Below are 25,543 nucleotides of genomic sequence, written 5' to 3'. Positions count from 1 at the left end.
GGGCGGGCGGATCAGCGGATCAGCGTGCGCCCGAAGCCCGAGGCCAGCGGCATCCGCAGACCGATCGGCGGCGGCGCCGCGAGGGCGTCCTCGACCGGCCGGGAGAAGGGCCGGCCGCGCAGCGAGCCGAGGGCGAAGTCCGTGGAGAGCGCGAGCACTTCGGAGCGGTAGCGGTGCAGCCGGTGCCCGTCCGTGTGCACCTCGAACCGGCACACGTCCCGGTTCGCCTTCTTCGCGCGCTCCGCGAGCCGGAACGACAACTCGGGGTCGGTGTTCCGGTCCTCCGTACCGTGCACGATCAGGACCCGGCGGCCCGCGAGCTGTTTCACCGGTTCGGGGGGCTCGGCCGGACCGTCCGGCGGCAGCCAGGGGGCCAGCGCGAGCACCGTGTTGACGGCCTCGTGCCCGCCCGCCCGCAGCGCCGCCCGCGCGCCCATCCCGGTGCCCGCCAGGCACACCGGTACGTCGCCGTGCAGCCGCACGCTCTCGTCCGCCGCCCACGAGGCGTCCCGCGCGAGATCGGCCTCCGCCCCGTTCCACCCCCGTCTGCGGTAGCGCACGACGTACGTGGCCAGGCCCTCCGTACGGCTGTGCCGTGCCATCGCGCGGGCCAGCGCCCGCGCCGTACCCGTCGCCCGCCCCGCGGGCCGGCGCACCGAGGTCTCCTCGCCGCCGGGCAGCAGGAGGACGACCGCGTTCACCGAGCCGGGCCGGGCCCCGACCATCCGCCCGAGCCGGGCCTCACGTACCGGCGTCGCTTGCTGTGCCATGTCTGCACCCTGACAGAAGGACGCGGATACGCCACCCGTCCGCCGGGTCACCGTTACATATCGGCCCCGGGCACGGAAGGCGCTGTCTACGCGCGTAGGAGCTAGCATCGGGCCATGACGAGCCCCACCCGCGCCTCCCGCGCGCTCCCCACGCCCGAACAGATCCGCCGCGCGCCGAAGGTCCTGCTGCACGACCACCTCGACGGCGGCCTGCGCCCCGCCACCGTGGTCGAACTCGCCGCCGCCTCCGGCTACACCGGGCTGCCCGAGACCGACCCGGAGAAGCTCGGCCTCTGGTTCCGCGAGGCCGCCGACTCCGGATCGCTGGAGCGCTACCTGGAGACCTTCGCGCACACCTGCGCCGTCATGCAGTCCCGCGAGGCCCTGTTCCGGGTGGCCGCCGAGTGCGCCGAGGACCTGGCCGCCGACGGCGTCGTCTACGCCGAGGTGCGGTACGCGCCCGAGCAGCACCTGGAGGGCGGACTGAGCCTCGAAGAGGTCGTCGCCGCCGTCAACGAGGGCTTCCGGGAAGGCGAGCGCCGCGCCGCCGCCGAGGGCCGGCGGATCAGGGTCGGCGCGCTGCTGACCGCCATGCGGCACGCCGCCCGCTCCCTGGAGATCGCCGAACTCGCCAACCGCCACCGGGATCTCGGCGTCGTCGGCTTCGACATCGCGGGCGCCGAGGCCGGATTCCCTCCCACCCGGCACCTGGAGGCGTTCGAGTACCTGAAGCGGGAGAACAACCACTTCACGATCCACGCCGGTGAGGCGTTCGGGCTGCCCTCCATCTGGGAGGCGCTCCAGTGGTGCGGGGCCGACCGGCTCGGCCACGGCGTGCGCATCATCGACGACATCGAGGTCGCCGAGGACGGCACCGTGCGCCTGGGGCGGCTCGCCTCCTACGTCCGCGACAAGCGCGTACCGCTGGAGCTGTGCCCGACCTCCAACCTCCAGACGGGCGCCGCCGACTCCTACGCCGAGCACCCCATCGGGCTGCTGAGCCGGCTCAAGTTCCGCTGCACCGTCAACACCGACAACCGCCTCATGTCCGGCACCTCGATGAGCCGCGAGTTCGCCCATCTCGTGGACGTCTTCGACTACACCCTCGACGACCTCCAGTGGTTCACCGTCAACGGGATGAAGTCCGCCTTCCTCCCGTTCGACCAGCGGCTCGCCATGATCAACGAGGTGATCAAGCCGCGGTACGCCGAGCTGAAGGCGGAGTGGTTGTTCCAGGGCGCCTGAGCGGGGCCGTCCGGCGGCCGGGCCGCGCCCCCTCGCGGGGGGCCGGTCCGGGCCGCCGGGGGTCACCAGGCCGGGTTGCCGCGCGCGGACCTCTCGCGCGGCAGCAGAATCCACAGGGCCAGGTAGAGCAGGAACTGCGGGCCGGGGAGCAGGCAGGACACGACGAAGACGACGCGCATCGTGGACGCCGAGGTACCGAAGCGCCGGGCCAGCGCCGCGCACACCCCGCCGATCATCCGTCCGTTCGTGGGGCGGGCCAGGGCGGTCATGAGGGCTCCTTCGCGAACCGTGGGGACAGGCCCCCTCGCGGGGCCTCCTACACGCTCCACGCTACGAGCGCGAACCAGCACAAGCATCCCCCTAGGGGGCCATACCAACCCTGGGAATCGTCGGGGTCGGCCCCTGAGCGGACTCCTCCGGGCGCGGGAGCGCGGAACGGACCCGCTCCCGGCGGCGCCGCAGCCGCGCCCGCGCCGCCGGGACGACCAGGACGTGCGCGAGCGCCACCCCGGTCGCCGAGAGCAGCACCGAGTCGACGTCCACGACCTGCCCCGGCACCCCGGTCTGGAGCAGCTCCAGGGCCAGGGCGAACAGCGCCCCCGCCGTCGTCGTACGCACCAGGGAGCCCAGCCGCGACACGTGCAGCCGCCCGTCCGCGAGCGGCAGCAGCACCCCCAGCGGGGCCAGCAGCCCCAGGCCCGCCCCGATCCGGCGGGCCGCCTGCGGAGCGCTCAGCGACAGGTCGGCCCTGATACCGGCGAAGGGCGTGAGATTGGCCGCGCTCACCCACGGCACGTCCAGGGACCGCAGCGAGAACCAGCCGACGAACAGGAGATGGACGACGAGGAGAACGGCTCCCGTCGCCCGGTAACGGACGGGGCGACCGCCGCCGTCGTTGCTCTGACGCTGCACGGATCTCAAGACGCGGCCCCCGGGGGCAACGGTTCCGGGCGCGCGCCGCCCGGGGCCGCCCGCGGCTGTGGCGGTGGTCACCCCGCCCCGGCCGGGACCGCCACGCCCCGCCCCGGAGGACCGGACCGCGCGCCCCGCCCCGGAGGACCGGACCGCCACGCCCCGCCCGGAAGCTCAGGACAGCTGGGCCGACGGATTCTTCCTCAGGGCCGGAGTGCAGCGGTACGTGTGCGTCGCCGTGGCCGGACCGCCGAGCGTGATCTCGCCGTCCGTGGTGGCCGCGGCGCTGCGCGCGAAGGTGCACACCACCTGCGCGAGGCCGAAGTCGCCGAGGTCGTCCGGCGGCACGCTCAGCCGCAGCGTGCCCGCCGGATCGCCCGCGCGGGGGCCCGACACCGTCGTACCGTCGCGCACACCGCTCACGAAACCCGCCGCCCGCTCCGCCGTACCGGGGCGGGCGAGCAGTTCGCCGAGCAGGCGCTGCGCGAGCCGCACGCGTCCGCCCGTGGTGTCCAGGTCCGCCACCGCGCGCACCGTACGGTCCACCTCGACCAGCTGCGGTCCGCACACCAGATAGACCCGGACCGGCAGTTCACCACTGGCGGGCGGCACCGGACCGTCGTCGTCCAGGGTGCAGGGCAGCCGGCTGGGGGCCGCCCCGAAGTCGGTGGGCACCTCCGTCGGCCGGATACCGCACGCGCCGAGCACGACGACCCCCGCCAGCGCCGCCACCACACCGCGCACGGTCCGCCGGGACCGGGCGGAGCGGCACACCGGCGCCCGCGGTGTCCGTGCCACCACCCGCCGGGCGCCCGTCCGCGCGCCGCCCGCGCGCAGCGGCCCCGCCCCGCCGCCTCCCTCAACGCCCGCGCGCACCCTTGCTCCCACTCCCGCCCTCGTTGTCCTCGTCGCCCTTCCCGTCCCCCGCACGCGCGCCCCCGCCGCGTGCCGGACGGCCCTTGCGCTCCGTGCCGCCGTTCCCGGACCGCCCGTCGCCGCCGTCGCCGCCGTCCCCGCCGTCCTCCTCCTCGGCCGTGCGCCCGTCGCGCGGCAGGCGCAGGGTGAACACCGCGCCGCCCTCGGGGACGTTGCGCGCGGTGATCCGGCCGCCGTGGATACGGGCGTTCTCCATGGCGATGGACAGACCCAGGCCACTGCCGTCCGAACGCGGCCGCGAGGCGCTCGCCTTGTAGAAGCGGTCGAAGACGTGCGGCAGCACCTCCTCCGGGATGCCGGGGCCGTGGTCCCTGACCCGGATCACCAGCTCCTCGCCCTCCACCCGTACCGAGACCCGCACCGGGGACCCGCCGTGCTTGAGGGCGTTGCCGATGAGGTTGGCGAGGATCACGTCGAGCCGGCGCGGGTCGAGTCGCGCCATGATGCCGCGCTCCGCGTCGAGGTCGACGGCGTCCAGCCAGGCCCGCGCGTCGATGCACGCGGTGATCTGGTCGGCGATGTCCACGTCGTCGAGGACCAGCCGGGCGGTGCCCGCGTCGAAGCGGGTCACCTCCATCAAGTTCTCCACGAGGCTGTTCAGCCGCCGCGTCTCGCTCACCACCAGCCGGACCGCCGGCTCGATCATCGGGTCGAGGCTGTCCGCCTCCTCCTCCAGCACCTCGCTGACCGCCGTGATCGCGGTGAGCGGGGTGCGCAGCTCGTGCGACATGTCGGCGACGAAGCGGCGGCTCGACTCCTCGCGCGCGCTCATGTCCGCGACCCGCTTCTCCAGCGAGGCCGCCGCACGGTTGAACGTCCGCGACAGTTCGGCGAGTTCGTCGGTGCCCGAGACCTGGAGCCGGGTGCTCAGCTTGCCCTCGCCCAGTCGCCGCGCCGCGACCCCGAGCCGGTGCACCGGCTTCAGCACGGTGGTCGCCGCCGCCTGCGCGAGCAGCGCGGAACCGATCAGCGCGAGCCCCGTCGCGATCCCCAGCGACCAGGCCAGCGAACGCAGGTCGTCGGCCTCCGGCTGGAGCGACTTGCGCAGGTAGCCGGTGGGACCGCCGCCCACCACCTTGACCCCGCCCACCAGATAGGGGGTGCCCTGCTCCTCGACCCGCTGCCAGAACATGTGGAACTCGGCCTTGTTCGCCGAGGTCACCTTCTGCTTCCGGTTGACCGCCTCCAGCAGCGAGGGCGGCACGTCCCGCAGGGTGAACGCGTCCGGGTCGGAGTAGCCCATGACCGTCCGGTCGCCGGGCCCCCGCGCCGTGAGGACGACGTCGTAGTGCTGACTGGAACGGGACATCTCGTAGGCGGAGCGCCGCAGTTCCTCCTCGGTCGGGCGCAGCGGCAGCGTGCGGTCGCGGCTGCCCATCTGCTCCCTGAAGTCGCCGAGCGCGTTGTCCTGGGCGCGGGTGAGGACGGCCTCCCGGTTGAGCCAGTACGCGATACCGGAGGCGGAGACCGCGGCGGTCAGCGCGACCAGCCCGAACACCAGCACCAGGCGCAGCCGCAGACTCGTGAGACGCACCCCCCGGCTCAGCAGCCGCCGCACCCGGGAGGGCCGCCCGGACCGCCCGTCCCCGCCCCGCGCGGCCGGGCCGCCGCCGTCCGCGGCCGCGCCGTCCGCGGTCCTGTCGTCCGTACCGCCGTGGTGCGCGTCGTCGCCGTGCGCCGCGGCGCCGCGCCGCGCGTCACCCCCGGTCCCCGTGCCCTCGTCCACCGTGCTGTCCTACGCCCCGTCCCGTGCCGCCGTGCCGATACCTCTCACCCCTCGCCGCGCGTCCCCCGCGCGGCGCTCACGCGGGAGCGTCCAGCCGGTAGCCCACACCCCGCACCGTACGGATCAGCGTGGGCGAGGACGGGACGTCCTCGACCTTGGCGCGCAGACGCTGGACGCACGCGTCCACGAGGCGCGAGTCGCCGAGGTAGTCGTGCTCCCACACCAGCCGCAGCAACTGCTGCCGCGACAGCGCCTGCCCGGGGCGCCGGCTCAGCTCCAGCAGCAGCCGCAGTTCCGTCGGGGTGAGCTGGAGGTCCTCGCCGTCCTTGGTCACCGTCATCGCGGCCCGGTCGATCACCAGGCTGCCGAAGACGGCCGCGTCGTTCGACTCCCGCTCCCCGCGCCGCAGTACGGCCCTGATGCGCGCGTCCAGCACCCGGCCCTGCACCGGTTTGACGACGTAGTCGTCGGCCCCGGACTCCAGGCCCACCACGACGTCGATGTCGTCGCTGCGCGCGGTCAGCAGGATGATCGGAAGCTGATCGGTGCGGCGGATGCGCCGGCACACCTCGAAGCCGTCGATCCCGGGCAGCATCACGTCGAGAACGATCAGATCCGGCCGCTCCTCGCGCAGCTTCGTCAGACCGTCCTCTCCGGTGGCAGCGGTGGCCACCCGGTGTCCCTGGCGGGTCAGCGACAGCTCCAGGGCCGTCCGGATGGCGTCGTCGTCCTCGATCAGCAACAGGGAAGGCACGGCGTCATTCTGTCCCAATACCCCGGAGACTTCGACCTCCGGTCCTTGACCTGCGCGAACCCTTCGCACAGCCCGGCGCGGGCGCACGCACCGACAGGCCGGAAGGGGCCGCTGTGACAGCTCTGTGACAGTCGGCGGACACCTCTATGAAGTGGCTCCGGCAGGCTTTTGCCACACGGAACGACGACGGACTCCACGAGGGGGGCGCGAGATGGACACTCTGCACAGCACCACTACTGGCGCGGTGGTCACGCGTCTCCACGACATCGTCGTACGGAGCGAGAAGTCCGGTGCCCCGGCGAGCGGCTCAGCCCTTGGGGGAGGGCGGGGCCGTGCTCGCGGCACCGGGCGTCAGCACACGTCACTCATGACGGTCGTTGACGCGCATACGGTTCCCGAAGGGGGACGCGGGGGGAACACGGCGGTCGCGCACGGGGGGTCCACGGGGGACCCGGGGGAGAGCGCGCTCTCGGCGGAGGCGGAGTTCACCGCCTACGTCCAGGAGCGCAGGGCCTCCCTGTACGCGACCGCCTACCACCTCACCGGGGACCGCTTCGAGGCCGAGGACCTGCTGCAGAGCGCCCTGTTCTCGACCTACCGGGCCTGGGGCAGGATCAGCGACAAGGCCGCCGTCGGCGGCTACCTGCGCCGCACCATGACCAACCTGCACATCAGCGCCTGGCGGCGGCGCAAGCTCAACGAGTACCCGACCGGGGAACTGCCCGAGACGGCCGGCGACACGGACGCGATGCGCGGCACCGAACTGCGCGCCGTCCTGTGGCAGGCGCTCGCGCGGCTGCCCGAACTCCAGCGCACGATGCTGGTCCTGCGCTACTACGAGGGCCGCACCGATCCGGAGATCGCGGACATACTCGACATCAGTGTCGGCACGGTGAAGTCCAGCATCTGGCGGTCGCTGCGCAGGCTGCGCGACGACCAGGCGCTGAGCTTCGGCCGTGACGAGGAGGAGTCCTTCGGCGAGCTGGTGGCCTGAGGAACGGGGGGCGGAACCGCCGCACGGGTTCGGGGGAACCCGGCGGGACCGCTCAGAAGGAAAGAAGGGGATCACCACCCGGGGGGACACGGGGGACACGGGGGAAACGGGTGGTGCGCCCCGGGGGGAAGGCACGGGGGTGAGCACGGCGGCCATGGGGGTGGCCACCAGCAGCGGGACCGGAGGGCCGGGGGGTCCGTCCGGTCCCGCTGCGCTGTGTGCCCGTCAGGGCACGAGGGGGAGTCCTTGAGTCCTTGAGCACCGCGCGCCACGGCGAGCGGCACGCACGGGTGCGTTCAGGCCGGTGACGGGTGCGTTCAGGCCGGTCGCGGGGCCGTCCGGTGGCCGTCTTTCAGCGCGCCGCCTTCGTGCGGGGCGCGGGAGCGGGGGTACGGGCGGGGCGGGCGGCGACCGGGGCGCAGCGGCCCGCGGCGGCCGCGGCGAGCCGGCCGAGGGCCTCCTCGCGGCCGCAGGGGTGCGCGCCCAGCGCGGTCTGCCGCTGCACGATGGCCCGCTCCGAGCGCATCAGCCGCCAGCCGCGCCGCAGCAGGAACGGCACCGACTTACGGCCCTCCCGCAGATCCCGTACGAGCCTGCGGCGGAAGGTCGTGCTGGGGCGGCCGCGCAGGCACAGCGCGTCGGCCAGGACGCCCAGCTCCCGGCAGCGGTCCACGATGTCGGCGGCGAAGATGCCCTCGGCGATGAACAACGGCGTCGTCCGGTCGACGACCATCGTCTCCTCGCCGGTGCGGGAACTGGTCGCGATCGAGTACAGCGGGACCTGGGCGCGGCCCTCGCGGCACAGCTCCTGGATCGCGGTGAGGGCCGCCTCGCGGTCCCAGGAGCGCGGGGAGTCCCAGTCGATGTCCCGGTGCGGGCCCTCCCCGGCCACCAGGGGCAGCGAGGGGTCTCCCGCCTCCTTGTAGAAGTCGTCGAGAGCCAGCACGGGCAGACCCGACACGGCGGCCAGGGACGACTTGCCCGAACCGGAGGGGCCGGCCAGCAGAACGACCCGGGTGGGGATCGGTGGATGGGAACTCACGAGAGAACAGTGTGCGTCATCCCGGGGCCGGCCCGACCCGCCGGGGGACGCTTTGGTACCCGACCGACACCTCAACTACGCTGCGTGCCCGAACGATTACCACTCAACCGGTCAGGTGGCTCTCATGGCACGACACGCATCCCCCCGCCCCTCCCGCGCGCTGCTGCGCACGGGCCTCACCCTGGCCGCCGTCGGCGCGGCGCTCACGGCGGGTGCCTCGGCGGCCTCCGCCGCCCAGGCCGCACCGCTCCCGCTCGGGGACGTGGTGGGCGGCGGCGAGGCGCTGGGCGGGGCCACGCAGGGCCTGCGCAGCGCCGTCAAGCACGGGCTCGGCGGCGCGACCAACCTCCAGCTCGACCCGCTCGCGGGCACCGGCAGCGACCCGCTGGACAACGCGGTCGGCACCCAGGTCGCCGACTTCAAGCCGGTCTCCACGGCCCTCGTCACCAAGCCGATCACCGACGGGGCCTCGCTGTCCGAGCTGCCGCTGCTCGGCCCCGTCACGAGGGCGCTCACCGGCTGAGCCCGGCCCCGGACAGCCGGACGGCCCGGCTCCACCCCGGGTCGGGGGGAGGAGCCGGGCCGTCCGCCGTACCCGGCTCAGTACGAGGAGCCGGAGACGCCCAGGGCGCCCGTCGGGTGCCACACCGTCTTCGTCTCCAGGAGCGCGGTCAGGCGGTGCGTACCGGGGGCGGCCGTCCAGTCCTCGGGGTGCGGCGCGGGGCGCAGCACCCGCTTGAGGTTGTCGGCCGCGGCGATCTCCAGCTCGCGCGCCAGCCCGGGTCCGGCACCCGTCAGGTCGATCGCGTTGACGTCGCCGTGCGCGGCGAGGGACGGCGCGATCTCCGCCGTACGCCCGGTCAGGAGGTTCACCACCCCGCCCGGCACATCGGAGGTCGCGAGGACCTCGCCGAGCGACAGGGCGGGCAGCGGGCGCTCCTCGCTCGCCACGACGACCGCCGTGCAGCCCGTCGCGAGCACCGGCGCGAGGACGGAGACGAGACCGAGGAAGGAGGAGTCCTGCGGGGCCAGCACCGCGACGACACCGGTCGGCTCGGGCGAGGACACGTTGAAGAACGGGCCCGCGACCGGGTTGGCCGCGCCCGCGATCTGCGCGATCTTGTCGGTCCAGCCCGCGTACCAGACCCAGCGGTCCACGGCGGCGTCCACCCGCGCCGCCGCCTGAGCCGCCGGGAGGCCCTCGGCCGCGGCGACCTCGGACACGAACTGCTCGCGCCGGCCCTCCAGCATCTCCGCGACCCGGTACAGGACCTGGCCCCTGTTGTACGCGGTCGCGCCCGACCAGCCGCCGAAGGCCTTGCGGGCCGCGACGACCGCGTCCCTGGCGTCCTTGCGGGAGCCCTGCGGGGCGTTGGCGAGCCACCCGCCGTCCGTGTCGGTCACCTCGTACACCCGGCCGCTCTCACTGCGGGGGAACTTGCCCCCGACGTACAGCTTGTAGGTCTTGAGGACACCGAGCCGCAGCGGGCCCGGCTCACTCCGGTCGGGGGACTTCCGGGGCCCGTCCTGCGACTTCGGGGACTTCGCGGACTTGGCGGTCTTGTCAGACATCGAGGTACGCCTCCAGGCCGTGCCGGCCGCCCTCGCGGCCGTGACCCGACTCCTTGTATCCGCCGAACGGGGAGGTGGGGTCGAACTTGTTGAACGTGTTGGCCCACACGACCCCGGCCCGCAGCTGCTGGGCCACCGCGAGCATCCGGGAGCCCTTCTCGGTCCAGATGCCCGCCGACAGGCCGTACGGCGTGTTGTTGGCCTTGGCGACCGCCTCGGCCGGGGTGCGGAAGGTCAGCACCGACAGCACCGGGCCGAAGATCTCCTCCCGGGCCACCGTGTGCGCCTGGGTGACGCCGGTGAACACGGTCGGCGCGAACCAGTAGCCGGTGGACGGCAGCTCGCACGGGGCGGACCAGCGCTCGGCGCCCTCCGCCTCGCCCTGGTCGGCCAGGCGCGTGACGCGCTCCAGCTGCTCGGCCGAGTTGATCGCGCCGATGTCGGTGTTCTTGTCGAGCGGATCGCCCAGCCGCAGCGTCGACAGGCGCCGCTTGAGCGCGTCCAGCACCTCGTCGCGCACCGACTCCTGGACCAGCAGCCGCGAACCCGCGCAGCACACCTGGCCCTGGTTGAAGAAGATGCCGCTCACGATGCCCTCGACGGCCTGGTCGACCGGCGCGTCGTCGAAGACGATGTTGGCGCCCTTGCCGCCCAGCTCCAGCGTCACCCGCTTGCGGGTACCGGCCACCGTGCGGGCGATCTCCTTGCCCACCGCCGTCGAACCGGTGAACGCCACCTTGTCCACGCCCTCGTGCGCGACCAGGGCCGCGCCCGCGTCCCCGAAGCCGGGCAGGATGTTGACGACGCCCTTCGGCAGCCCCGCCTGACGGCAGATGTCCGCGAAGAACAGTGCCGAGAGCGGGGTCGTCTCGGCGGGCTTGAGGACCACCGTGTTGCCGGTCGCGAGCGCCGGGGCGATCTTCCACGCCAGCATCAGCAGCGGGAAGTTCCACGGGATGACCTGACCGGCCACGCCCAGCGGCCTCGGCGCCGGGCCGAAACCGGCGTGCTCCAGCTTGTCGGCCCAGCCCGCGTAGTAGAAGAAGTGCGCCGCGACCAGCGGCAGGTCCACGTCCCGGGTCTCCTTGACCGGCTTCCCGTTGTCCAGCGTCTCCAGGACGGCCAGCTCGCGCGCGCGCTCCTGGATGATCCGGGCGATGCGGAACAGGTACTTGGCCCGCTCGGAGCCGGGCAGCGCCGACCAGCCGGCGAAGGCGCGGCGCGCGGCCCGCACGGCCCGCTCCACGTCCTCCTCGCCGGCCCGCGCGACCTCGGAGAGCACCTCCTCCGTGGCCGGGGACACCGTCTTGAAGACCTTGCCCGAGGCGGCCTCGGTGAACTCGCCGTCCACGAACAGGCCGTAGGAGGGCGCGAGGTCGACCACCGCGCGCGACTCCGGGGCCGGCGCGTACTCGAAGATCGAAGATGCCATGGGTCAGTCCACCGTCACGTAATCGGGGCCGGAGTAGCGGCCGGTGGCCAGCTTCTGCCGCTGCATGAGCAGATCGTTCAACAGGCTGGAGGCGCCGAAGCGGAACCAGTCGTTCGACAGCCAGTCCTCGCCCGCCGTCTCGTTGACCAGCACGAGGAACTTGACCGCGTCCTTCGCGGTCCTGATGCCGCCGGCCGGCTTCACCCCGACCTGCTCCCCGCTCTCGCGCCGGAAGTCGCGCACGGCCTCCAGCATCAGCAGGGTGTTGGCGGGGGTCGCGTTGACCCCGACCTTGCCCGTCGAGGTCTTGATGAAGTCCGCGCCGCCCAGCATCCCGAGCCACGAGGCGCGCCGGATGTTGTCGTACGTCGACAGCTCGCCGGTCTCGAAGATGACCTTCAGCCGGGCCCGGGTGCCGCACGCCTCGCGGACGGCGAGGATCTCCTCGTACACCTTCGCGTAGTTCCCGGCCAGGAACGCGCCCCGGTCGATGACCATGTCGATCTCGTCGGCCCCGGCCTCGATCGCGCCCTCGGTGTCGGCGAGCTTCACCGCGAGCGGCGCGCGCCCGGCGGGGAAGGCCGTGGCCACGGAGGCCACCCGCACCGCGCTGCCGGCCACGGCGGCCTTCGCGGTCGCGACCATGTCCGGGTACACGCACAGGGCGGCGACCCTCGGCGCCGTACGGTCCGTGGGGTCGGGGTGGAGCGCCTTGCCGGCCAGCGAACGGACCTTGCCGACCGTGTCGGACCCCTCCAGGGTCGTCAGGTCGATCATGGAGATCGCCAGGTCCAGCGCGAACGCCTTGGCGGTGGTCTTGATCGAACGGGTACCGAGGGCGGAGGCGCGCGCTTCGAGGCCGACCGGGTCGACGCCGGGCAGGCCGTGCAGGAAACGGCGCAACGAGGCGTTCGACGCGGTCACTTCGGCGTAGGACGGGCCTCCTGCGCCTCGGGGCGCGGGGGAAGTGGTGGGCATGCTCACCACCCGAGCATATCTACGCGCGTAGCGGTATGTACAGGGGGCGGCCGGTCGGGGCGGAACGCACGCGTCAGGCAGAATCGGACGTATGACGACCCCTGACCCGGACGACTCCTCCGCCCCGCGGGAGCCCGCCGAGCCGGCGCGGCCCGCGCCGCCGGAGCCTTCCGCGCCGGACCCTTCGGCGCCGGAGCCCTCGGTGCCGTCGGAGGCTTCCGCGCCGGAGCCCTCCGCGCCGTCGGAATCCGCCGCCCCGGGGCCCTCCGCGCAGGAGCCGGCCGTGCCCGACCGGATCTACCGTTCGCCCGCCGGGCTCGCCTCCGGGGTGCTGCTGCTCGCGCTGTGCGCCTGGCTGGGGGGCGACGCGATCGTGCGGGGCGCGGGCCGCACCCCGTGGCTCGCCCTCGCCGCGCTGCTGTGCGCGGTGCCGCTGATCGTGGCCTTCACGCTGCGGCCCGCCGTCTACGCGAACTCCGAGCGGCTGCGGGTGCGCAACCCGTTCCGCTCGATCGCGCTCCCGTGGCGGAGCGTCGTCTCGCTGCGGTCCGGGTACTCCAACGAGGTCGTCGCCGAGAGCGGCACGAAGTACCAGCTGTGGGCGGTCCCGGTGTCCCTGCGGGGGCGCAAGCGAGCCGCCCGGCAGCAGGCCAAGCGCGAGGCGGGAGCGCCCGGCGGCGCCGGGCGGCCGGGCTTCAGGCACACCGCCACGGCCGCGCACGAGGTCGTGCCGAAGGCCGCCGGGGACAGCGCGATGGAGGAGCTGCGGGACCTGTGCTCCGCGGGGGCGGAGGCGGCCGGGACCGCCGGGGCCGGCGAGGTCCGGGTGCAGTGGGCCTGGCCGGTCATCGCCCCGGCCGTCGCGGGCGCCGTCCTGCTGCTCGTCCTGCTGCTGACCTGAGGCGATCCCGGTGGCGCCCTGACGGGCCGTGGTCGCGGACGCCTGTGGGTGCGGCACGCGGCCGTGACGCGTGTAAGGCCGTGACGCGTGTAAGGCCGTGACGCGTGTAAGGCCGTGGCCCGCGCCCGGTCGTGGGGCGCGCGCCGCCATGGTTCGTATACGGCGGTGACGAGTGCGCCGGGAGGGCGCCCCCGGGTGGCGTGAGCGCTCTCCCCGTGCGTAACGGGACAACCAGGACGTATCGGGCCTTGCTCCTCGTCCCGCCGGGGGGCTGGTCTCACATGCTGAGGCGTCGGCCCCGGGTCACTGGCCACGGAGTTTACGTAAACGTCACACTGAGGGGTCCCGCGCGCGGCAACGGCGCCGAGCGCCCATCGCCGGACCGGTCCCGGACGCCGTACCGGGGCCCGGCCCGGTGAGTCGTGCCAGAAAGGGCTCACGTGACCACGCGACCCGACGTGAACACCGCACTCGACTCGCTGCGTGCCGAGATCGAGCACCGCAACCCCGCCCAGCCCGAGTTCCACCAGGCCGTCCACGAGGTGCTGGAGACGCTCGCACCCGTGCTGGTGGCCCGTCCCGAGTACGCCGAGCCGGGTCTCGTCGAGCGGCTGTGCGAGCCCGAGCGGCAGATCGTCTTCCGGGTGCCGTGGCAGGACGACCGTGGCCGGGTGCACGTCAACCGCGGCTTCCGGGTGGAGTTCAACAGCGCGCTGGGCCCGTACAAGGGCGGCCTGCGTTTCCACCCCTCGGTCGATCTCGGCATCGTCAAGTTCCTCGGGTTCGAGCAGATCTTCAAGAACGCGCTGACCGGCCTGGGGATCGGGGGCGGCAAGGGCGGCAGCGACTTCGACCCGCACGGCCGCAGCGACGCGGAGGTCATGCGGTTCTGCCAGGCGTTCATGACGGAACTGCACCGGCACATCGGCGAGCACACCGACGTCCCCGCGGGCGACATCGGGGTCGGCGGCCGGGAGATCGGCTACCTGTTCGGGCAGTACCGGCGGATCACCAACCGCTGGGAGGCCGGTGTCCTCACCGGTAAGGGCCGGGGCTGGGGCGGCTCGCTGATCCGCCCGGAGGCCACCGGCTACGGCAACGTGCTGTTCACGGCGGCGATGCTGCGTGAGCGCGGAGAGGACCTGGAGGGGCGTACGGCGGTCGTCTCGGGCTCGGGAAACGTCGCGGTCCACACCATCGAGAAGCTGGCCGCCCTCGGGGCGAACCCGCTCACCTGCTCGGACTCCTCCGGCTACGTGATCGACGAGAAGGGGATCGACGTCGCGCTGCTGAAGCAGGTCAAGGAGGTCGAGCGCGGACGGGTCAGCACGTACGCCGAACGGCGGGGCGGCTCCGCCCGCTTCGTACCGGGTGGCCGGGTCTGGGAGGTCCCGGCCGACATCGCCCTGCCCTCGGCCACCCAGAACGAACTGGACGAGCGGGACGCCGAGGCGCTCATCCGCAACGGCGTCAAGGCCGTGTCCGAGGGCGCGAACATGCCGACGACCCCCGGGGCCGCGCACCTGCTGCGGGAGGCCGGAGTGGCCTTCGGCCCCGGCAAGGCGGCGAACGCGGGCGGGGTCGCGGTGAGCGCCCTGGAGATGTCCCAGAACCACGCGCGCACGTCCTGGACGGCGGCCCGCGTGGAGGACGAGCTGGCCCGCATCATGAACGACATCCACACCACCTGTCACGAGACCGCCGAGCGCCACGGAGCCCCGGGCGACTACGTGACGGGCGCGAACATCGCCGGTTTCGAGCGGGTCGCCGACGCGATGCTGGCGCAGGGCCTGATCTGAGGCTGGTGCAGGGCCTCATCCGAGGCGGGCGCGGGGTCTGATCCGAGGCGGGTGCGGGGCCGGCCGCAGGGCTCCGCCCGGCCGACGGCCCCGTACCCGCTCCGGTGCCCCCGGGGCGGGCGCGGGGACACCGGCCGCGTAGAGCGGGGCGGCCCCTACTCCAGCCCCAGGACGGCGGACACGTGCTCCGCGACCCGTCCCAGAGCCTCCTGCGCCTCGGCTCGGGGGCCCACCACCTCCAGGTAGCACTTGAGCTTGGGCTCGGTGCCGGAGGGCCGGACGATCACCCGGCCGCGCACCCCCTCGCCGCCGAGCGTGTACCGCAGGCCGTCGGTCGGCGGCAGGCCGTCGACGCCCTCGGCGAGGTCGTCGGCGCGCAGGACGGGCAGGCCGCCCAGGGACGCCGGGGGCTCGGCGCGCAGGCGGGCCATCGCGCCGGTGATCAGGGAGAGATCGGCGACGCGGAAGGAGACCTGCCGCGTCGCGTGCGTGCCGTGGTCGCGCGCGAGGTCCTCCAGCGCGTCCACCAGAGTGCGGCCGGACTCCTTCAGGACGGAGGCGAACTCGGTGACCAGCAGGGCCGCTGTGATGCCGTCCTTGTCGCGTACGCCCTCGGGGTCGACGCAGTAGCCGAGCGCCTCCTCGTAGCCGAAACGCAGCCCCGGGACCCGGGCGATCCACTTGAAGCCGGTGAGGGTCTCGGCGTGCGGGCGGCCCGCCGCGCGGGCGATCGCGGCCAGCAGGGTCGAGGAGACGACGGACTCAGCGAACACGCCCTGCTCGCCGCGCCGTACGAGGTGCAGCGCGAGCAGCGCGCCGACCTCGTCGCCGGTGAGCATCCGCCAGCCCTCGCGCCGGGAGGGGTCCGGTACGGCGACCGCGCAGCGGTCCGCGTCCGGGTCGTTGGCGATGATCAGGTCGGGGGCCGGGGAGAGGGCGCGGGCCGTCGCGAAGGCCAGGTCCATCGCCCCCGGCTCCTCCGGGTTGGGGAAGGCGACCGTCGGGAAGTCCGGGTCCGGCGCGGCCTGTTCGGGGACGGAGACCGGCTCGGGGAAACCGGCGCGCGCGAAAGCCGCCCGCACGGTCTCGGTGCCCACGCCGTGCAGTGCGGTGTGCACGGTACGGGCGGTGCGCGGGCTGCCGTCGGCCAGCACCCGGTCGGTGCGCTCCAGGTAGGCGCGCAGGACGTCCTCGCCCAGCACCTCCCAGCCCGACTCGGCGCGCGGGACGTCCGCGAGGCGGTCCACGGCCTCGATGCCGGCCGCGATCTCCGCGTCGGCGGGCGGCACGATCTGCGAGCCCACGCCCTCGGCCGGGTCCGGGTAGCCGAAGCCGAGGTACACCTTGTAGCCGTTGTCGCGCGGCGGGTTGTGGCTCGCGGTGACCTCGACGCCCGCGACCGCCCCGAGATGCCCGATCGCGAAGGCCAGTACGGGGGTGGGCAGCGGGCGGGGCAGTACGGCCGCGCGCAGGCCCGCCCCCGTCAGCACGGCCGCCGTGTCGCGCGCGAAGTCCGCCGACTTGTGGCGCGCGTCGTAGCCGACGACGACGAGGCCGTCCCCCTTGCCCCTGGCCTTCAGGAAGGCGGCGAGCCCGGCGGCGGCCCGCTGGACCACCGCCCGGTTCATGCGCGTCGGCCCCGCACCCAGTTCGCCGCGCAACCCGGCCGTGCCGAACTGGAGCGTGCCGCTGAACCGGTCGGCGAGCGCGTCGAGTTCACGGTTGTCGATCAGCGCGGACAGCTCGGCCCGGGTGTCGGGGTCGGGGTCCTCGGCGAGCCAGCGGCCCGCGCGTTCGAGGAGGTCCTTCTCGTCCAGTTCCACCACGGTGGATCGGCCCTTTCGTGCGTACGGGGTACGAGGGTGCGGCAGGGGGCGGGGCGCCGCGGGGTGTCAGATGCGGTTGAGGACGCGGGCCAGCAGCTCGCCCATGTGCGCCGCCGAGTCCCGGCCGGCCTGGAGGACCTCCTCATGGTTGAGGGGTTCCCCGGAGAGGCCGGCGGCCAGGTTGGTGACCAGCGAGATGCCGAGCACCTCCGCCCCGGCCTCGCGCGCGGCGATGGCCTCCAGCACGGTGGACATGCCCACCAAGTCCCCGCCCATCGCGCGGACCATGCCGATCTCGGCGGGCGTCTCGTAGTGCGGGCCGGGGAACTGCACGTAGACGCCCTCTTCGAGCGCGGGGTCGATCTCCTTGCACAGCGCGCGCAGCCGCGGCGAGTACAGGTCGGTGAGGTCGACGAAGTTCGCGCCCTCGATCGGCGAGGTCGCCGTGAGGTTGATGTGGTCGCTGATGAGGACCGGCTGACCCGGCCGCATCCCCGGGCGCAGCCCGCCGCAGCCGTTGGTCAGCACGACGGTCTTGCAGCCCGCGGCCACCGCGGTGCGCACGTTGTGCGCGACGGCGGCCACGCCGCGGCCCTCGTAGAAGTGGGTGCGGCCCAGGAAGACGAGCGCGCGCCTGCCGCCGAGGTTCCCGTAGGAGCGGATGCGGCCCGCGTGCCCCTCGACGGCCGGCGGCGGGAAGCCGGGCAGGTCGGTGAAGGACAGCTCGTGGTCCGCCGCCCCCAGCGCCTCGGCCGCGGGCACCCAGCCCGAGCCCATCACCAGGGCCACGTCGTGCGACTCGGCGCCCGTCAGCTCGCGCAGCCGCGCGGCGGCGGCCTCCGCGGCCGCGAAGGGGCCGCCCTGGATGTCGTCCGGAATAACAGATGCGTTCACGCGGACGAGCGTAGCCGCTCAAGTCCTACGCGCGTAGACGCCTCGGATAACGACCTGATTGCCGTCTCACCCGCACGGCGCCCAGCGCCCGGACCTGCCTGTTCGGGGAGCGGGGGCGGGGGCGGGGGGCGAGGATTGGTGACCTACGGCCCGGAGTCCAGGTCATGAAGGCCAGGCGAGGAGACCACGGCACGGACAGGTCCGGGCCGGTCGCTGACAATGCGCACCCACACCGTCGAGCCTCGTTCTCCGTCCGGCCGCGCTACGTCACCGGTTCGGCCACCGCGGGAGCCCGCACGCACCACGCTTCGGCCCAGGACTCCGGGGAGGCGCAGCTCAGCGGGTGCGGTCGAAGACCGCGCTCCGGGCCGCCGCCGCAAGATGGCTCTGCGTACGAAGCGAGAGGCCGAGACGGTTCCAGTGGAAGATCACGTGGAGGCTGAGCACGTCGCGGAGGCCACGGCCGAGTGCCCCGCGGCCGGAGGCGCGGCGGAGATCTTGTCCGGCTCGCTGGAACGCCGACGCCCAGTCTGTGACCTGCCCGAGCACTCCGTCGTGTCCGAAGAGGGCATGAGTGTCGGCCAGGAGCAGCGCGCGGATCTCCTGGGCCCGGTCGCGCATGGCCGCCGAGTTCACGCTGGGGCTGGTGGAACGGCCTTCGGTTGTGACGACGCGGTTCCAGACGTCTCCGGTCTCGTACCACTCAAGGCCGGCGCCGCGCATCATGGTCGTACAGAGAAGGTGGGGGAACCTGGGGTTCAGCGCACCCAGTTCCATGCAGCATCCTGCGGAGGACCCCGTGCGGCGTCGCAACTTCTTGCTCTCGACCACGGGCACGGCCGTCGCCGGCGTCCCTCTCGGTCAGCAGCGTCGGTCGGTGGGCATGACGGACGTCGCCCGTGCGGCCGAGGGTATGAACAGGCTCGTGGAGGCCGACGACCGGCAAGGTGGACACCAGGCACTGGCAGCCGCGGCGCTCACGGGCCGTGACCACGTGCTGGAGCTCCAGCGGCGCAACGCCGGCGAGCGCGTACGCCGTGCCCTTTACGCGCTCGCGGCCGAGTACTCCACCATGGCGGCCTGGGCCTGCATCGACTTACGCGATCTGGACACCGCGCAGCGCCGCCTCCACGAGTCGGCCACGTTCGCCGGGCTCTCCCAGGACCCACCCACCGGGTTGCGCGTGTGGGTCAACATGGCGATGCTCGCCTACCAGCGCCGGAACTGGCCGGAGCAGCTCGCCGCGGCCCGCGCCGCCAAGGCGTCCCCGGCCGCACGCAGGGACCCCTTCTTCGACTCCATGGGCCGCGTACGACTCGCCCTCGCGCACTCCTCGCTGGGCGACCAGCGGGCCGCGGAAAGGGAGCTGGGGCGGGCGCAGGAGACCCTCCTGAAGGCGGGCGGGGCCGAACGCCCGCGGTGGACCGCGTTCTACGGGCCGGCGGAGCTGAACCACCTCGCGGCGATCATCCTCAACCACAACGGGCAGTCCGCCGAGGCCGAGGCGATGGCGCACCGGGCCCTGTCGAGGATTCCCGTCGAGTTCCAGCGCAATCGCGCCCTGGCCACGTGCCAGCTCGCCCTCGCGCAGCTCCGGCAAGGGGAGCCGGAGCAGGCGACGAGCACCGCGGCCTCCGTCTTCACGATCATGGATGGCGCCGTACTGCCCGGACGTATGCGCACCTTCATCGGGGACTTCCACCGCGACCTGCTCCGGCGGGCGCCTTCCACGACGTACGCCCACGACTGGGCCGAGCACCTGCGAGAGGAATGGAGCCGAGCGTGACCACAGTGACCGACCTGCGGCACTACCGCCACGGAAGCCTTCCCGAAGGCTTCCGCCGGATGCTGATCGACGTGCACGCCGATGCCTACGCCGATGCCATGGACGACGAGTTCAACCAGCGCTTCCCGTGGTTCGTCGACCACTGGTCGGCCATGAGCGGCTTCACCTGCGTCGTCGCCTTCGACGGGGAGGAGCCGGCCGGCTTCGCCTACGGCGCCCCGCTCGCGCCGGGCCGCGAATGGTGGCGCTCCACTCCCTTCGGGCCGGACGACGGCCGCACCTCGACCTACGCTGTCTCCGAGGTCATGGTGCGCCCCAAGTGGCGGAAGCAAGGGATGTCCGCCCGTCTCCACGAAGCCCTGCTGCACGAGCGGGACGAGCACCTGGCCGTGCTCCTGGTCGACGTGGCTCACCCGAAGGTCCGGGCTCTGTACGAGACGTGGGGTTACGAGAGGGCCGGCGAGCAGCAGCCGTTCGCCGACTCGCCTGTCTACTCGGTCATGGTGAAGAGGCTGCGCGCCTGAGCCGGCCGGCTGCCCGTCCGAGGCCGGCGACGCCGTCCCGGAGTGCCCTGCGAGGGCTGGACCCGGACGGCGAGGAGGGCGGGCCGGGCCCGTGGGCGTCCTCCGCTTCGACGGGCCCCGGCGGGCGTCCCCGTCGGCACGCGCTGGACCGACGCGGCGGGCGGTGGAGTCCTCGCTGCGCCCGCGCTCCGCCCCTCGTCACGGGCGCTCGCGGCTGCTCCCGCCCGGCGGCGCGCTGTTCGTGCGGCCCGGCGCGTATCCGTTCGGTTCCGCACGCTGGTGGTGGGCCGCTCTCCTGCCGTACGGAGTGCTCGCCCCCGCCCGGTGGCTTCGGGCGGCTCCGTTCAGCACGGCCGCTTGCGCAGTTCCATCACGTAGTCGTGGGGGGCGCCCGCCGACTCGGCGGCGTCGGCGATCTCGCCCAGGTAGCGCGCGGAGGGCAGGCCGCCCTCGTAGCCGTTGAGGACGTAGAGCCACACGGGCTCCTCGCCGTCGAGGGTGTGCACCCGTACCCGCATGCGCCGGTAGATGTCGAGGCCGACACCCTCCCAGCGGTCCATCGAGTCCTCGTCGAGCGGGGCGATGTCGTACAGCGTCACGAAGACCTGGGAACGCGGGGCCTCCACGATCGTGGCGAGCGCGCCCTCCCAGCCCATCTGCTCACCGCCGAAGGTCAGCCGCCAGCCGTTCAGCCAGCCGGTGCCGCGCAGCGGCGAGTGGGGTGCGCGGCGCGTCATCAGCCGCGCATCGAGATTGCCGGCGTACGCGGCGTAGAGCGACATGGGGACGAGGGTACGGCAGTGGGCGCCGGGAACAGGGGGGAGCGCGGGGAGCGAGCGGCGGACCCGGACGCACGCGCCGGCCGGAGCCGTGCTCCGGCGTCCGCGGGGCATACGTGAGCGAGAGCACACCCGGACGGAGGGCCCGGGGGCGAAGGCTCTTGAAGGGTGCGGGACAATGGAGTATGTGACTCGGATCGTGATTATCGGTGGCGGACCCGGCGGATACGAAGCGGCCCTCGTGGGCGCCCAGCTCGGCGCGGAGGTGACCGTCGTGGACTGCGACGGCCTCGGCGGTGCGTCGGTGCTCACCGACTGTGTGCCGTCGAAGACCCTGATCGCCACCGCGGAGGTGATGACGACCTTCGACTCCTCCTACGAGGAACTCGGCATCATCGTCGCGGACGACACCCCGCCCATGGAACAGGCGGCCCGGGTCGTCGGCGTGGACCTCGGCAAGGTCAACCGCCGCGTCAAGCGCCTCGCGCTCGCCCAGTCCCACGACATCACCGCCTCCGTGACCCGGGCCGGCGCCCGCGTCCTGCGCGGCCGGGGCCGGCTGGAGGGCCAGCAGGACCACGACGGCTCGCGCACCGTCGTCGTCACCGCCGCCGACGGCTCCGAGGAGCGGCTGAGCGCCGATGCCGTCCTCGTCGCGACCGGCGGCCACCCGCGCGAGCTGCCCGACGCGCGGCCCGACGGCGAACGCATCCTCAACTGGACCCAGGTGTACGACCTGGAGGAGCTGCCCGAGGAACTGATCGTGGTCGGCTCCGGGGTCACCGGCGCCGAGTTCGCCGGGGCCTACCAGGCGCTCGGCTCGCGCGTCACCCTCGTCTCCTCCCGCGACCGCGTGCTGCCCGGGGAGGACCCGGACGCCGCCGCCGTCCTGGAGGACGTGTTCCGCAGGCGCGGCATGAACGTCATGGCCCGCTCCCGCGCGCAGGCCGTCAAGCGGGTCGGCGACCGCGTCGAGGTGAGCCTCGCGGACGGCAGGACCATCTCCGGCACGCACTGCCTCATGGCGGTCGGCGCGATCCCCAACACGGCCGGCATGGGCCTGGAGGAGGCTGGGGTCAAGCTCAAGGACTCCGGGCACATCAAGACCGACCGGGTCTCCCGCACCAGCGCCCCCGGCGTCTACGCGGCCGGTGACGTCACCGGCGTCTTCGCGCTCGCCTCGGTCGCCGCGATGCAGGGCCGCATCGCGATGTACCACTTCCTGGGCGACGCGGTGACCCCGCTCAACCTCAAGGCCGTCTCCTCCAACGTCTTCACCGACCCGGAGATCGCCACCGTCGGCTACAGCCAGGCCGACGTCGACAGCGGCCGGATCGAGGCCCGCGTCGTGAAGCTGCCGCTGCTGCGCAACCCGCGCGCCAAGATGCAGGGCATCAGGGACGGCTTCGTCAAGCTGTTCTGCCGTCCGGGCACCGGTGTCGTGGTCGGCGGCACCGTCGTCGCCCCGCGCGCCAGCGAGCTGATCCACCCCATCTCGATCGCCGTCGACAACAACCTGACGGTCGAGCAGATCGCGAACGCCTTCACCGTCTACCCCTCGCTGTCCGGCTCGGTCGCCGAGGTCGCCCGGCAGCTGCACACCGTCAAGGTCGCCGAGGAACTCTGACCCCCGCTCGCCCGGGACTCGTGACGGTCCCGGGCGAGTCGTCCTGAGCGGGCCCGGGGAACGACCGCGCCGCGCCCTCGAACGAGTGATGTGGGCCCCCGGCTTCGGCAAGAGTCGGCCAGCGGACCGCCACCCCCCGAGGTGGCGCCGACTTCCGTCCCACGACGGGCAGATGACGGCCGGGATCGGGCGTATAGCGGCGCACGGAGGTCAGGAACGTTCCGCCGAGGACAGGCCCGACCGCCCCGGCGCGGAATTCCCGCCCCCGGCGCGGCCGCGCGCGCGCCCCGTCCGGCGCGCCGCTGACCTGCGAGTTCACCCGGTCCATGTCCGAATTGCCCGGGGCGGCGTACGGCGGTGCGCCCCGTATACCACTTCGGGGGGTCGAGTGCGGACAACATCTGCAACTCGGCGGAAACCGGTGAAAGCAGACGGTCACCCGAGTTACTGTCAGTTCTGTGTTCGCTGCAGAACGTCGTCAAATGATCCTCGAAATGGTGCGCGCCAACGGGGCGGTATCGCTCCGGGAGTTGGCCCGCGTCGTCCAGACCTCAGAAGTGACCGTACGGCGGGACGTGCGGGCACTCGAAGCGGAAGGGCTCCTCGACCGCCGGCACGGCGGGGCCGTGCTGCCCGGCGGTTTCGCCCGCGAGTCGGGCTTCCCGCAGAAGACCCGGCTGGCCTCGGCCGAGAAGACCGCCATCGCCGATCTCGCCGCGGGCTTCGTGGAGCCGGGCGAGGCCGTCGTGATCGGCGCCGGCACCACGACCCAGGAGCTGGCCAGACGGCTGGCCAGGGTGCCCGGCCTCACCGTCGTCACCAACTCCCTGCTCGTCGCGCAGGCCCTCGCGCACGCCAACCGCGTGGAGGTCGTCATGACCGGGGGCACCCTGCGCGGCTCCAACTACGCGCTCGTGGGCAGCGGCGCCGAGCAGTCCCTCCAGGGGCTGCGCGTGTCGCGGGCCTTCCTGTCCGGCAGCGGCCTCACCGCCGAACGCGGGCTGTCCACCTCCAACATGCTCTCGGCGAGCGTGGACCGCGCCCTCGTGCAGTCCGCCGCGGAGGTCGTCGTCCTCGCCGACCACACCAAGCTCGGCACCGACACGATGTTCCAGACGGTGCCGACGGAGCTGATCACCCGGCTGGTCACGGACGAACCGCACCCCGGTGAGGAACGCGCCGCGACCGAACTCCAGGCCCTCGCCGACCAGGGCGTGCAGATCTCCGTCGCCGGGGCCCAGCCCCCGCCCTCCCGGCCGCCCGCCGAACCGGGAGCCGAGCGCAAGGCCCGCAAGCAGCCCCGCGCCCAGGGCCGTGACGTACCGCTGCCGGGCCAGCGGCGCGCACACGCCCAGGGCGGCCCGCCGGGACCGCTGCGCGGCTCCGCGACGGCCGGGGACCAGGGGCCGGGCGGCGAACGCGCCCGCGTCGGCGATCTGCGCCGGCGCTGAACGGGGCGGTACGGCGCCGAACCCGGCCGACCGCGGACCCGGGAGTTCCGCGGGGGAACCACCGGGCCGCGCCAGGGGTCTTGCAGGGGGACGGGCGGCCCGCGCGGGCGGTCCGTCCGCAACCGTCCCCCGGCCTTCCCCGGGCCGCCATCCCCGGTCGTGGAGGCCCCCATGACGCTCACCGGTTCCCGCAACCCGCCACCCGGCGCCGCCCGTTCCCTGCCCGCGCTCGGCCCGCACGCCTGGACCGCGGCCGGGGCGCTCGGGCTCGTCGTGCTCGCGCGCCTGGTCATGGTGGTGTGGCAGTTCCGGCTGCACAACGAGACCGTGGCGTACCTCCCCAAGAGCGAGCGGGAGGAGGGCTACCACCCGCCGCTCACCTCGCTGGAGCAGACCTACCACTGGCTGGACGGCGCCTACACGGTGACGCTGCTGCTGAGCGCCCTGACCTTCCTGCTGTGGCTGCGACAGGCCCGCGACAACGCCGACGTGCTCGCCCCCGGCGCCCAGCGCTACCGCAGGGTGTGGATGCTGCTCGGCTGGTTCGTCCCGGTGGTCAGCCTGTGGTTCCCGCGCGGCGTGGTCGTGGACGTGTGGCGCGCGGGGGCGCGCGACGGCCTCGCGCCCGAGGAGCGGCGCACTCCGTGGTACGTCAACGTGTGGTGGCTGCTGTGGCTGTGGAGCACGACCGTCAGCGGCCGGGGGCTCACGCAGGACGACACCGAGGCCGTCGACCAAGTGCACACCGCCTTCGGCGGCGCGCTCCTGAACGACGCCGTGATCATCGTCGCCGCCGTCTTCGCCGCCCTCGTGGTGCTCGCGCTCAGCCGCGACCAGGACGGGGTGGCGCACCGGGGCCGGGGGGCCGGCTCCGGGCGCGACTGAGGGAGCCGCCGCCGGGGCCGGCCCGTCAGCCCGGCCGGCCCGGCGGCGGCCGGTGGCCCGTACGCAGGCCGTCGAGCAGGAGGGCCAGGAGCCTGTCCCGCCCCTCCTCGTCGCCCTCGGGGAGTCGCTCCGCCGCCCAGGCCACGGCCGTCGTGAGCAGCAGGACCTCGCGCGGGCTCGCGGCGGCCCGGACCGAGCCGGCCCGCTGCGCGGGGACCAGGAGCAGCGCCGCCGCCCCCGACAGGACGTCGTGACAGGAGGTCATACGGCCCTGCTCGGCGAGGGCGCCGGAGAGACCGCCGTAGGCCGTGGCGTACGTGACGTAGGAGCCCAGCCACGCGGCGAGCGCCTCGCTCGCCTCCAGGCAGGGATCGGCGGACAACCGCTCCGCCTCGGCGCGCAGCGCTCCGATCCCGGCGGCGAACACCGCCTCCATGAGGGCGTACCGGTCGGGGAAGTGCCGGTAGAGCGTGCCGATGCCGACTCCGGCGCGGCGCGCGATGTCCTCCAGCGAGACCTCCGTACCGGCCCGCGCGAAGGCGGTACGGGCCTCGGCGAGCAGCCGTTCGTAGTTGCGCCGCGCGTCGGCGCGCAAGCGGCGGGAGCTGTCCCGGGCGCCCTCCTGAGAGCCCTCCCCGGGGGCCGTCCGGGCCGGGGCGGGGTCCGGTTCGGGTGGTGCGGCCATCCTCGTCCTCCGTCGCTCGCGTGCG

25 protein-coding genes are annotated in these 25,543 nt (G+C 73.8%); 10 read left to right on the top strand and 15 right to left on the bottom strand.

Annotation, left to right across the window (positions count from 1 at the left end; genetic code table 11):
- Positions 1-11: 11 nt before the first annotated feature.
- Entirely contained in the window at positions 12-770 is a 759-nt protein-coding gene (locus ACFYMP_RS21405; protein WP_388859844.1) for an alpha/beta hydrolase, read from the bottom strand.
- A 114-nt stretch (positions 771-884) separates the two neighbouring features.
- Between ACFYMP_RS21405 and ACFYMP_RS21400 the strand changes: the two genes are divergently transcribed.
- The gene (locus ACFYMP_RS21400; protein WP_388859842.1) at positions 885-2,015 is read left to right on the top strand and encodes an adenosine deaminase; all 1,131 of its coding nucleotides are present in this window, start codon (positions 885-887) and stop codon (positions 2,013-2,015) included.
- Between the two features lie 62 nt (positions 2,016-2,077).
- On the opposite strand, the gene ACFYMP_RS21395 is transcribed toward ACFYMP_RS21400, so the two are convergent.
- The 5 genes from ACFYMP_RS21395 to afsQ1 form a co-directional block, all read right to left on the bottom strand.
- A complete protein-coding gene (locus ACFYMP_RS21395) occupies positions 2,078-2,284 on the bottom strand; it encodes a PspC domain-containing protein (RefSeq protein ID WP_388859839.1) in 207 nt (68 codons plus the stop codon).
- A 91-nt stretch (positions 2,285-2,375) separates the two neighbouring features.
- The gene (locus tag ACFYMP_RS21390; RefSeq protein ID WP_388859837.1) at positions 2,376-2,927 is read right to left on the bottom strand and encodes a VanZ family protein; all 552 of its coding nucleotides are present in this window, start codon (positions 2,925-2,927) and stop codon (positions 2,376-2,378) included.
- A 174-nt stretch (positions 2,928-3,101) separates the two neighbouring features.
- The gene (locus ACFYMP_RS21385) at positions 3,102-3,662 is read right to left on the bottom strand and encodes a hypothetical protein (protein WP_388859834.1); all 561 of its coding nucleotides are present in this window, start codon (positions 3,660-3,662) and stop codon (positions 3,102-3,104) included.
- Positions 3,663-3,786: 124 nt separating this feature from the next.
- Entirely contained in the window at positions 3,787-5,397 is a 1,611-nt protein-coding gene (locus ACFYMP_RS21380; protein ID WP_388860151.1) for an ATP-binding protein, read from the bottom strand.
- Positions 5,398-5,665: 268 nt separating this feature from the next.
- A complete protein-coding gene (gene afsQ1, locus ACFYMP_RS21375) occupies positions 5,666-6,343 on the bottom strand; it encodes a two-component system response regulator AfsQ1 (protein ID WP_388859831.1) in 678 nt (225 codons plus the stop codon).
- Between the two features lie 211 nt (positions 6,344-6,554).
- Between afsQ1 and ACFYMP_RS21370 the strand changes: the two genes are divergently transcribed.
- Positions 6,555-7,337, top strand: coding sequence for a SigE family RNA polymerase sigma factor (locus ACFYMP_RS21370; RefSeq protein WP_388859828.1), 783 nt, complete (start codon positions 6,555-6,557; stop codon positions 7,335-7,337).
- Between the two features lie 352 nt (positions 7,338-7,689).
- Here ACFYMP_RS21370 and ACFYMP_RS21365 read toward each other — a convergent pair whose 3' ends face one another.
- Positions 7,690-8,379, bottom strand: coding sequence for a uridine kinase (locus ACFYMP_RS21365; RefSeq protein ID WP_388859825.1), 690 nt, complete (start codon positions 8,377-8,379; stop codon positions 7,690-7,692).
- A 124-nt stretch (positions 8,380-8,503) separates the two neighbouring features.
- On the opposite strand from ACFYMP_RS21365, the gene ACFYMP_RS21360 reads away from it, so the two are divergent.
- Entirely contained in the window at positions 8,504-8,902 is a 399-nt protein-coding gene (locus tag ACFYMP_RS21360) for a hypothetical protein (protein ID WP_388859822.1), read from the top strand.
- 77 nt (positions 8,903-8,979) lie between these two features.
- Here the strand turns inward: ACFYMP_RS21360 and ACFYMP_RS21355 are convergent, their stop codons facing one another.
- The 3 genes from ACFYMP_RS21355 to deoC are packed head-to-tail and all read right to left on the bottom strand — an operon-like array spanning position 8,980 to position 12,361.
- Positions 8,980-9,951: an aldehyde dehydrogenase family protein gene (locus tag ACFYMP_RS21355; RefSeq protein ID WP_388859819.1), complete on the bottom strand. Its 972-nt coding sequence runs from the start codon at positions 9,949-9,951 to the stop codon at positions 8,980-8,982.
- Positions 9,944-11,383 carry an aldehyde dehydrogenase family protein gene (locus tag ACFYMP_RS21350; RefSeq protein ID WP_388859816.1) on the bottom strand — a complete coding sequence of 480 codons (1,440 nt, stop codon included), beginning with the start codon at positions 11,381-11,383 and terminating at the stop codon, positions 9,944-9,946. The genes ACFYMP_RS21355 and ACFYMP_RS21350 overlap by 8 nt, the downstream gene beginning before the upstream one ends.
- Positions 11,384-11,386: 3 nt before the next feature.
- Entirely contained in the window at positions 11,387-12,361 is a 975-nt protein-coding gene (gene deoC / locus ACFYMP_RS21345) for a deoxyribose-phosphate aldolase (protein ID WP_388859813.1), read from the bottom strand.
- Positions 12,362-12,563: 202 nt separating this feature from the next.
- Here deoC and ACFYMP_RS21340 point away from each other — a divergent pair, with 202 nt between their 5' ends.
- Positions 12,564-13,262: a PH domain-containing protein gene (locus ACFYMP_RS21340; protein WP_388860148.1), complete on the top strand. Its 699-nt coding sequence runs from the start codon at positions 12,564-12,566 to the stop codon at positions 13,260-13,262.
- A gap of 440 nt (positions 13,263-13,702) precedes the next feature.
- Positions 13,703-15,061: an NADP-specific glutamate dehydrogenase gene (gene gdhA / locus ACFYMP_RS21335; protein ID WP_388859810.1), complete on the top strand. Its 1,359-nt coding sequence runs from the start codon at positions 13,703-13,705 to the stop codon at positions 15,059-15,061.
- A gap of 155 nt (positions 15,062-15,216) precedes the next feature.
- Here gdhA and ACFYMP_RS21330 read toward each other — a convergent pair whose 3' ends face one another.
- From ACFYMP_RS21330 to ACFYMP_RS21320, 3 genes are all read right to left on the bottom strand, one after another.
- Positions 15,217-16,878: a phospho-sugar mutase gene (locus ACFYMP_RS21330; protein ID WP_388860145.1), complete on the bottom strand. Its 1,662-nt coding sequence runs from the start codon at positions 16,876-16,878 to the stop codon at positions 15,217-15,219.
- 75 nt (positions 16,879-16,953) lie between these two features.
- A complete protein-coding gene (locus tag ACFYMP_RS21325; RefSeq protein ID WP_388859807.1) occupies positions 16,954-17,781 on the bottom strand; it encodes a purine-nucleoside phosphorylase in 828 nt (275 codons plus the stop codon).
- Between the two features lie 336 nt (positions 17,782-18,117).
- The gene (locus tag ACFYMP_RS21320) at positions 18,118-18,558 is read right to left on the bottom strand and encodes a thiopeptide-type bacteriocin biosynthesis protein (RefSeq protein WP_388859804.1); all 441 of its coding nucleotides are present in this window, start codon (positions 18,556-18,558) and stop codon (positions 18,118-18,120) included.
- Between the two features lie 22 nt (positions 18,559-18,580).
- Here ACFYMP_RS21320 and ACFYMP_RS21315 point away from each other — a divergent pair, with 22 nt between their 5' ends.
- Both ACFYMP_RS21315 and ACFYMP_RS21310 read left to right on the top strand, forming a co-directional pair.
- Complete coding sequence (locus tag ACFYMP_RS21315; RefSeq protein WP_388859801.1) at positions 18,581-19,567, top strand: XRE family transcriptional regulator; 987 nt, start codon at positions 18,581-18,583, stop codon at positions 19,565-19,567.
- Positions 19,564-20,091: a GNAT family N-acetyltransferase gene (locus ACFYMP_RS21310; protein ID WP_388859798.1), complete on the top strand. Its 528-nt coding sequence runs from the start codon at positions 19,564-19,566 to the stop codon at positions 20,089-20,091. The genes ACFYMP_RS21315 and ACFYMP_RS21310 overlap by 4 nt, the downstream gene beginning before the upstream one ends.
- A gap of 344 nt (positions 20,092-20,435) precedes the next feature.
- Here the strand turns inward: ACFYMP_RS21310 and ACFYMP_RS21305 are convergent, their stop codons facing one another.
- Positions 20,436-20,873, bottom strand: a complete 438-nt coding sequence (locus tag ACFYMP_RS21305) for a gamma-glutamylcyclotransferase (RefSeq protein WP_363148926.1) — start codon at positions 20,871-20,873, stop codon at positions 20,436-20,438.
- Between the two features lie 175 nt (positions 20,874-21,048).
- Between ACFYMP_RS21305 and ACFYMP_RS21300 the strand changes: the two genes are divergently transcribed.
- The 3 genes from ACFYMP_RS21300 to ACFYMP_RS21290 all read left to right on the top strand — a co-directional run bounded on the left by ACFYMP_RS21300 (position 21,049) and on the right by ACFYMP_RS21290 (position 24,833).
- A complete protein-coding gene (locus tag ACFYMP_RS21300) occupies positions 21,049-22,497 on the top strand; it encodes an NAD(P)H-quinone dehydrogenase (protein ID WP_388859794.1) in 1,449 nt (482 codons plus the stop codon).
- A 482-nt stretch (positions 22,498-22,979) separates the two neighbouring features.
- The gene (locus ACFYMP_RS21295; RefSeq protein ID WP_388859791.1) at positions 22,980-23,948 is read left to right on the top strand and encodes a DeoR/GlpR family DNA-binding transcription regulator; all 969 of its coding nucleotides are present in this window, start codon (positions 22,980-22,982) and stop codon (positions 23,946-23,948) included.
- Between the two features lie 171 nt (positions 23,949-24,119).
- Positions 24,120-24,833, top strand: a complete 714-nt coding sequence (locus tag ACFYMP_RS21290; protein WP_388859788.1) for a DUF4328 domain-containing protein — start codon at positions 24,120-24,122, stop codon at positions 24,831-24,833.
- A gap of 25 nt (positions 24,834-24,858) precedes the next feature.
- Here ACFYMP_RS21290 and ACFYMP_RS21285 read toward each other — a convergent pair whose 3' ends face one another.
- The gene (locus tag ACFYMP_RS21285; RefSeq protein WP_388859785.1) at positions 24,859-25,518 is read right to left on the bottom strand and encodes a TetR/AcrR family transcriptional regulator; all 660 of its coding nucleotides are present in this window, start codon (positions 25,516-25,518) and stop codon (positions 24,859-24,861) included.
- Positions 25,519-25,543 lie beyond the last annotated feature (25 nt).

The sequence above is a fragment of the Streptomyces sp. NPDC007088 genome, assembly GCF_042869355.1.
Classification (GTDB): Bacteria; Actinomycetota; Actinomycetes; order Streptomycetales; family Streptomycetaceae; genus Streptomyces.
Note: the sequence above shows the minus strand (reverse complement) of the source record. Positions and strands in the feature narration are given on the sequence as shown.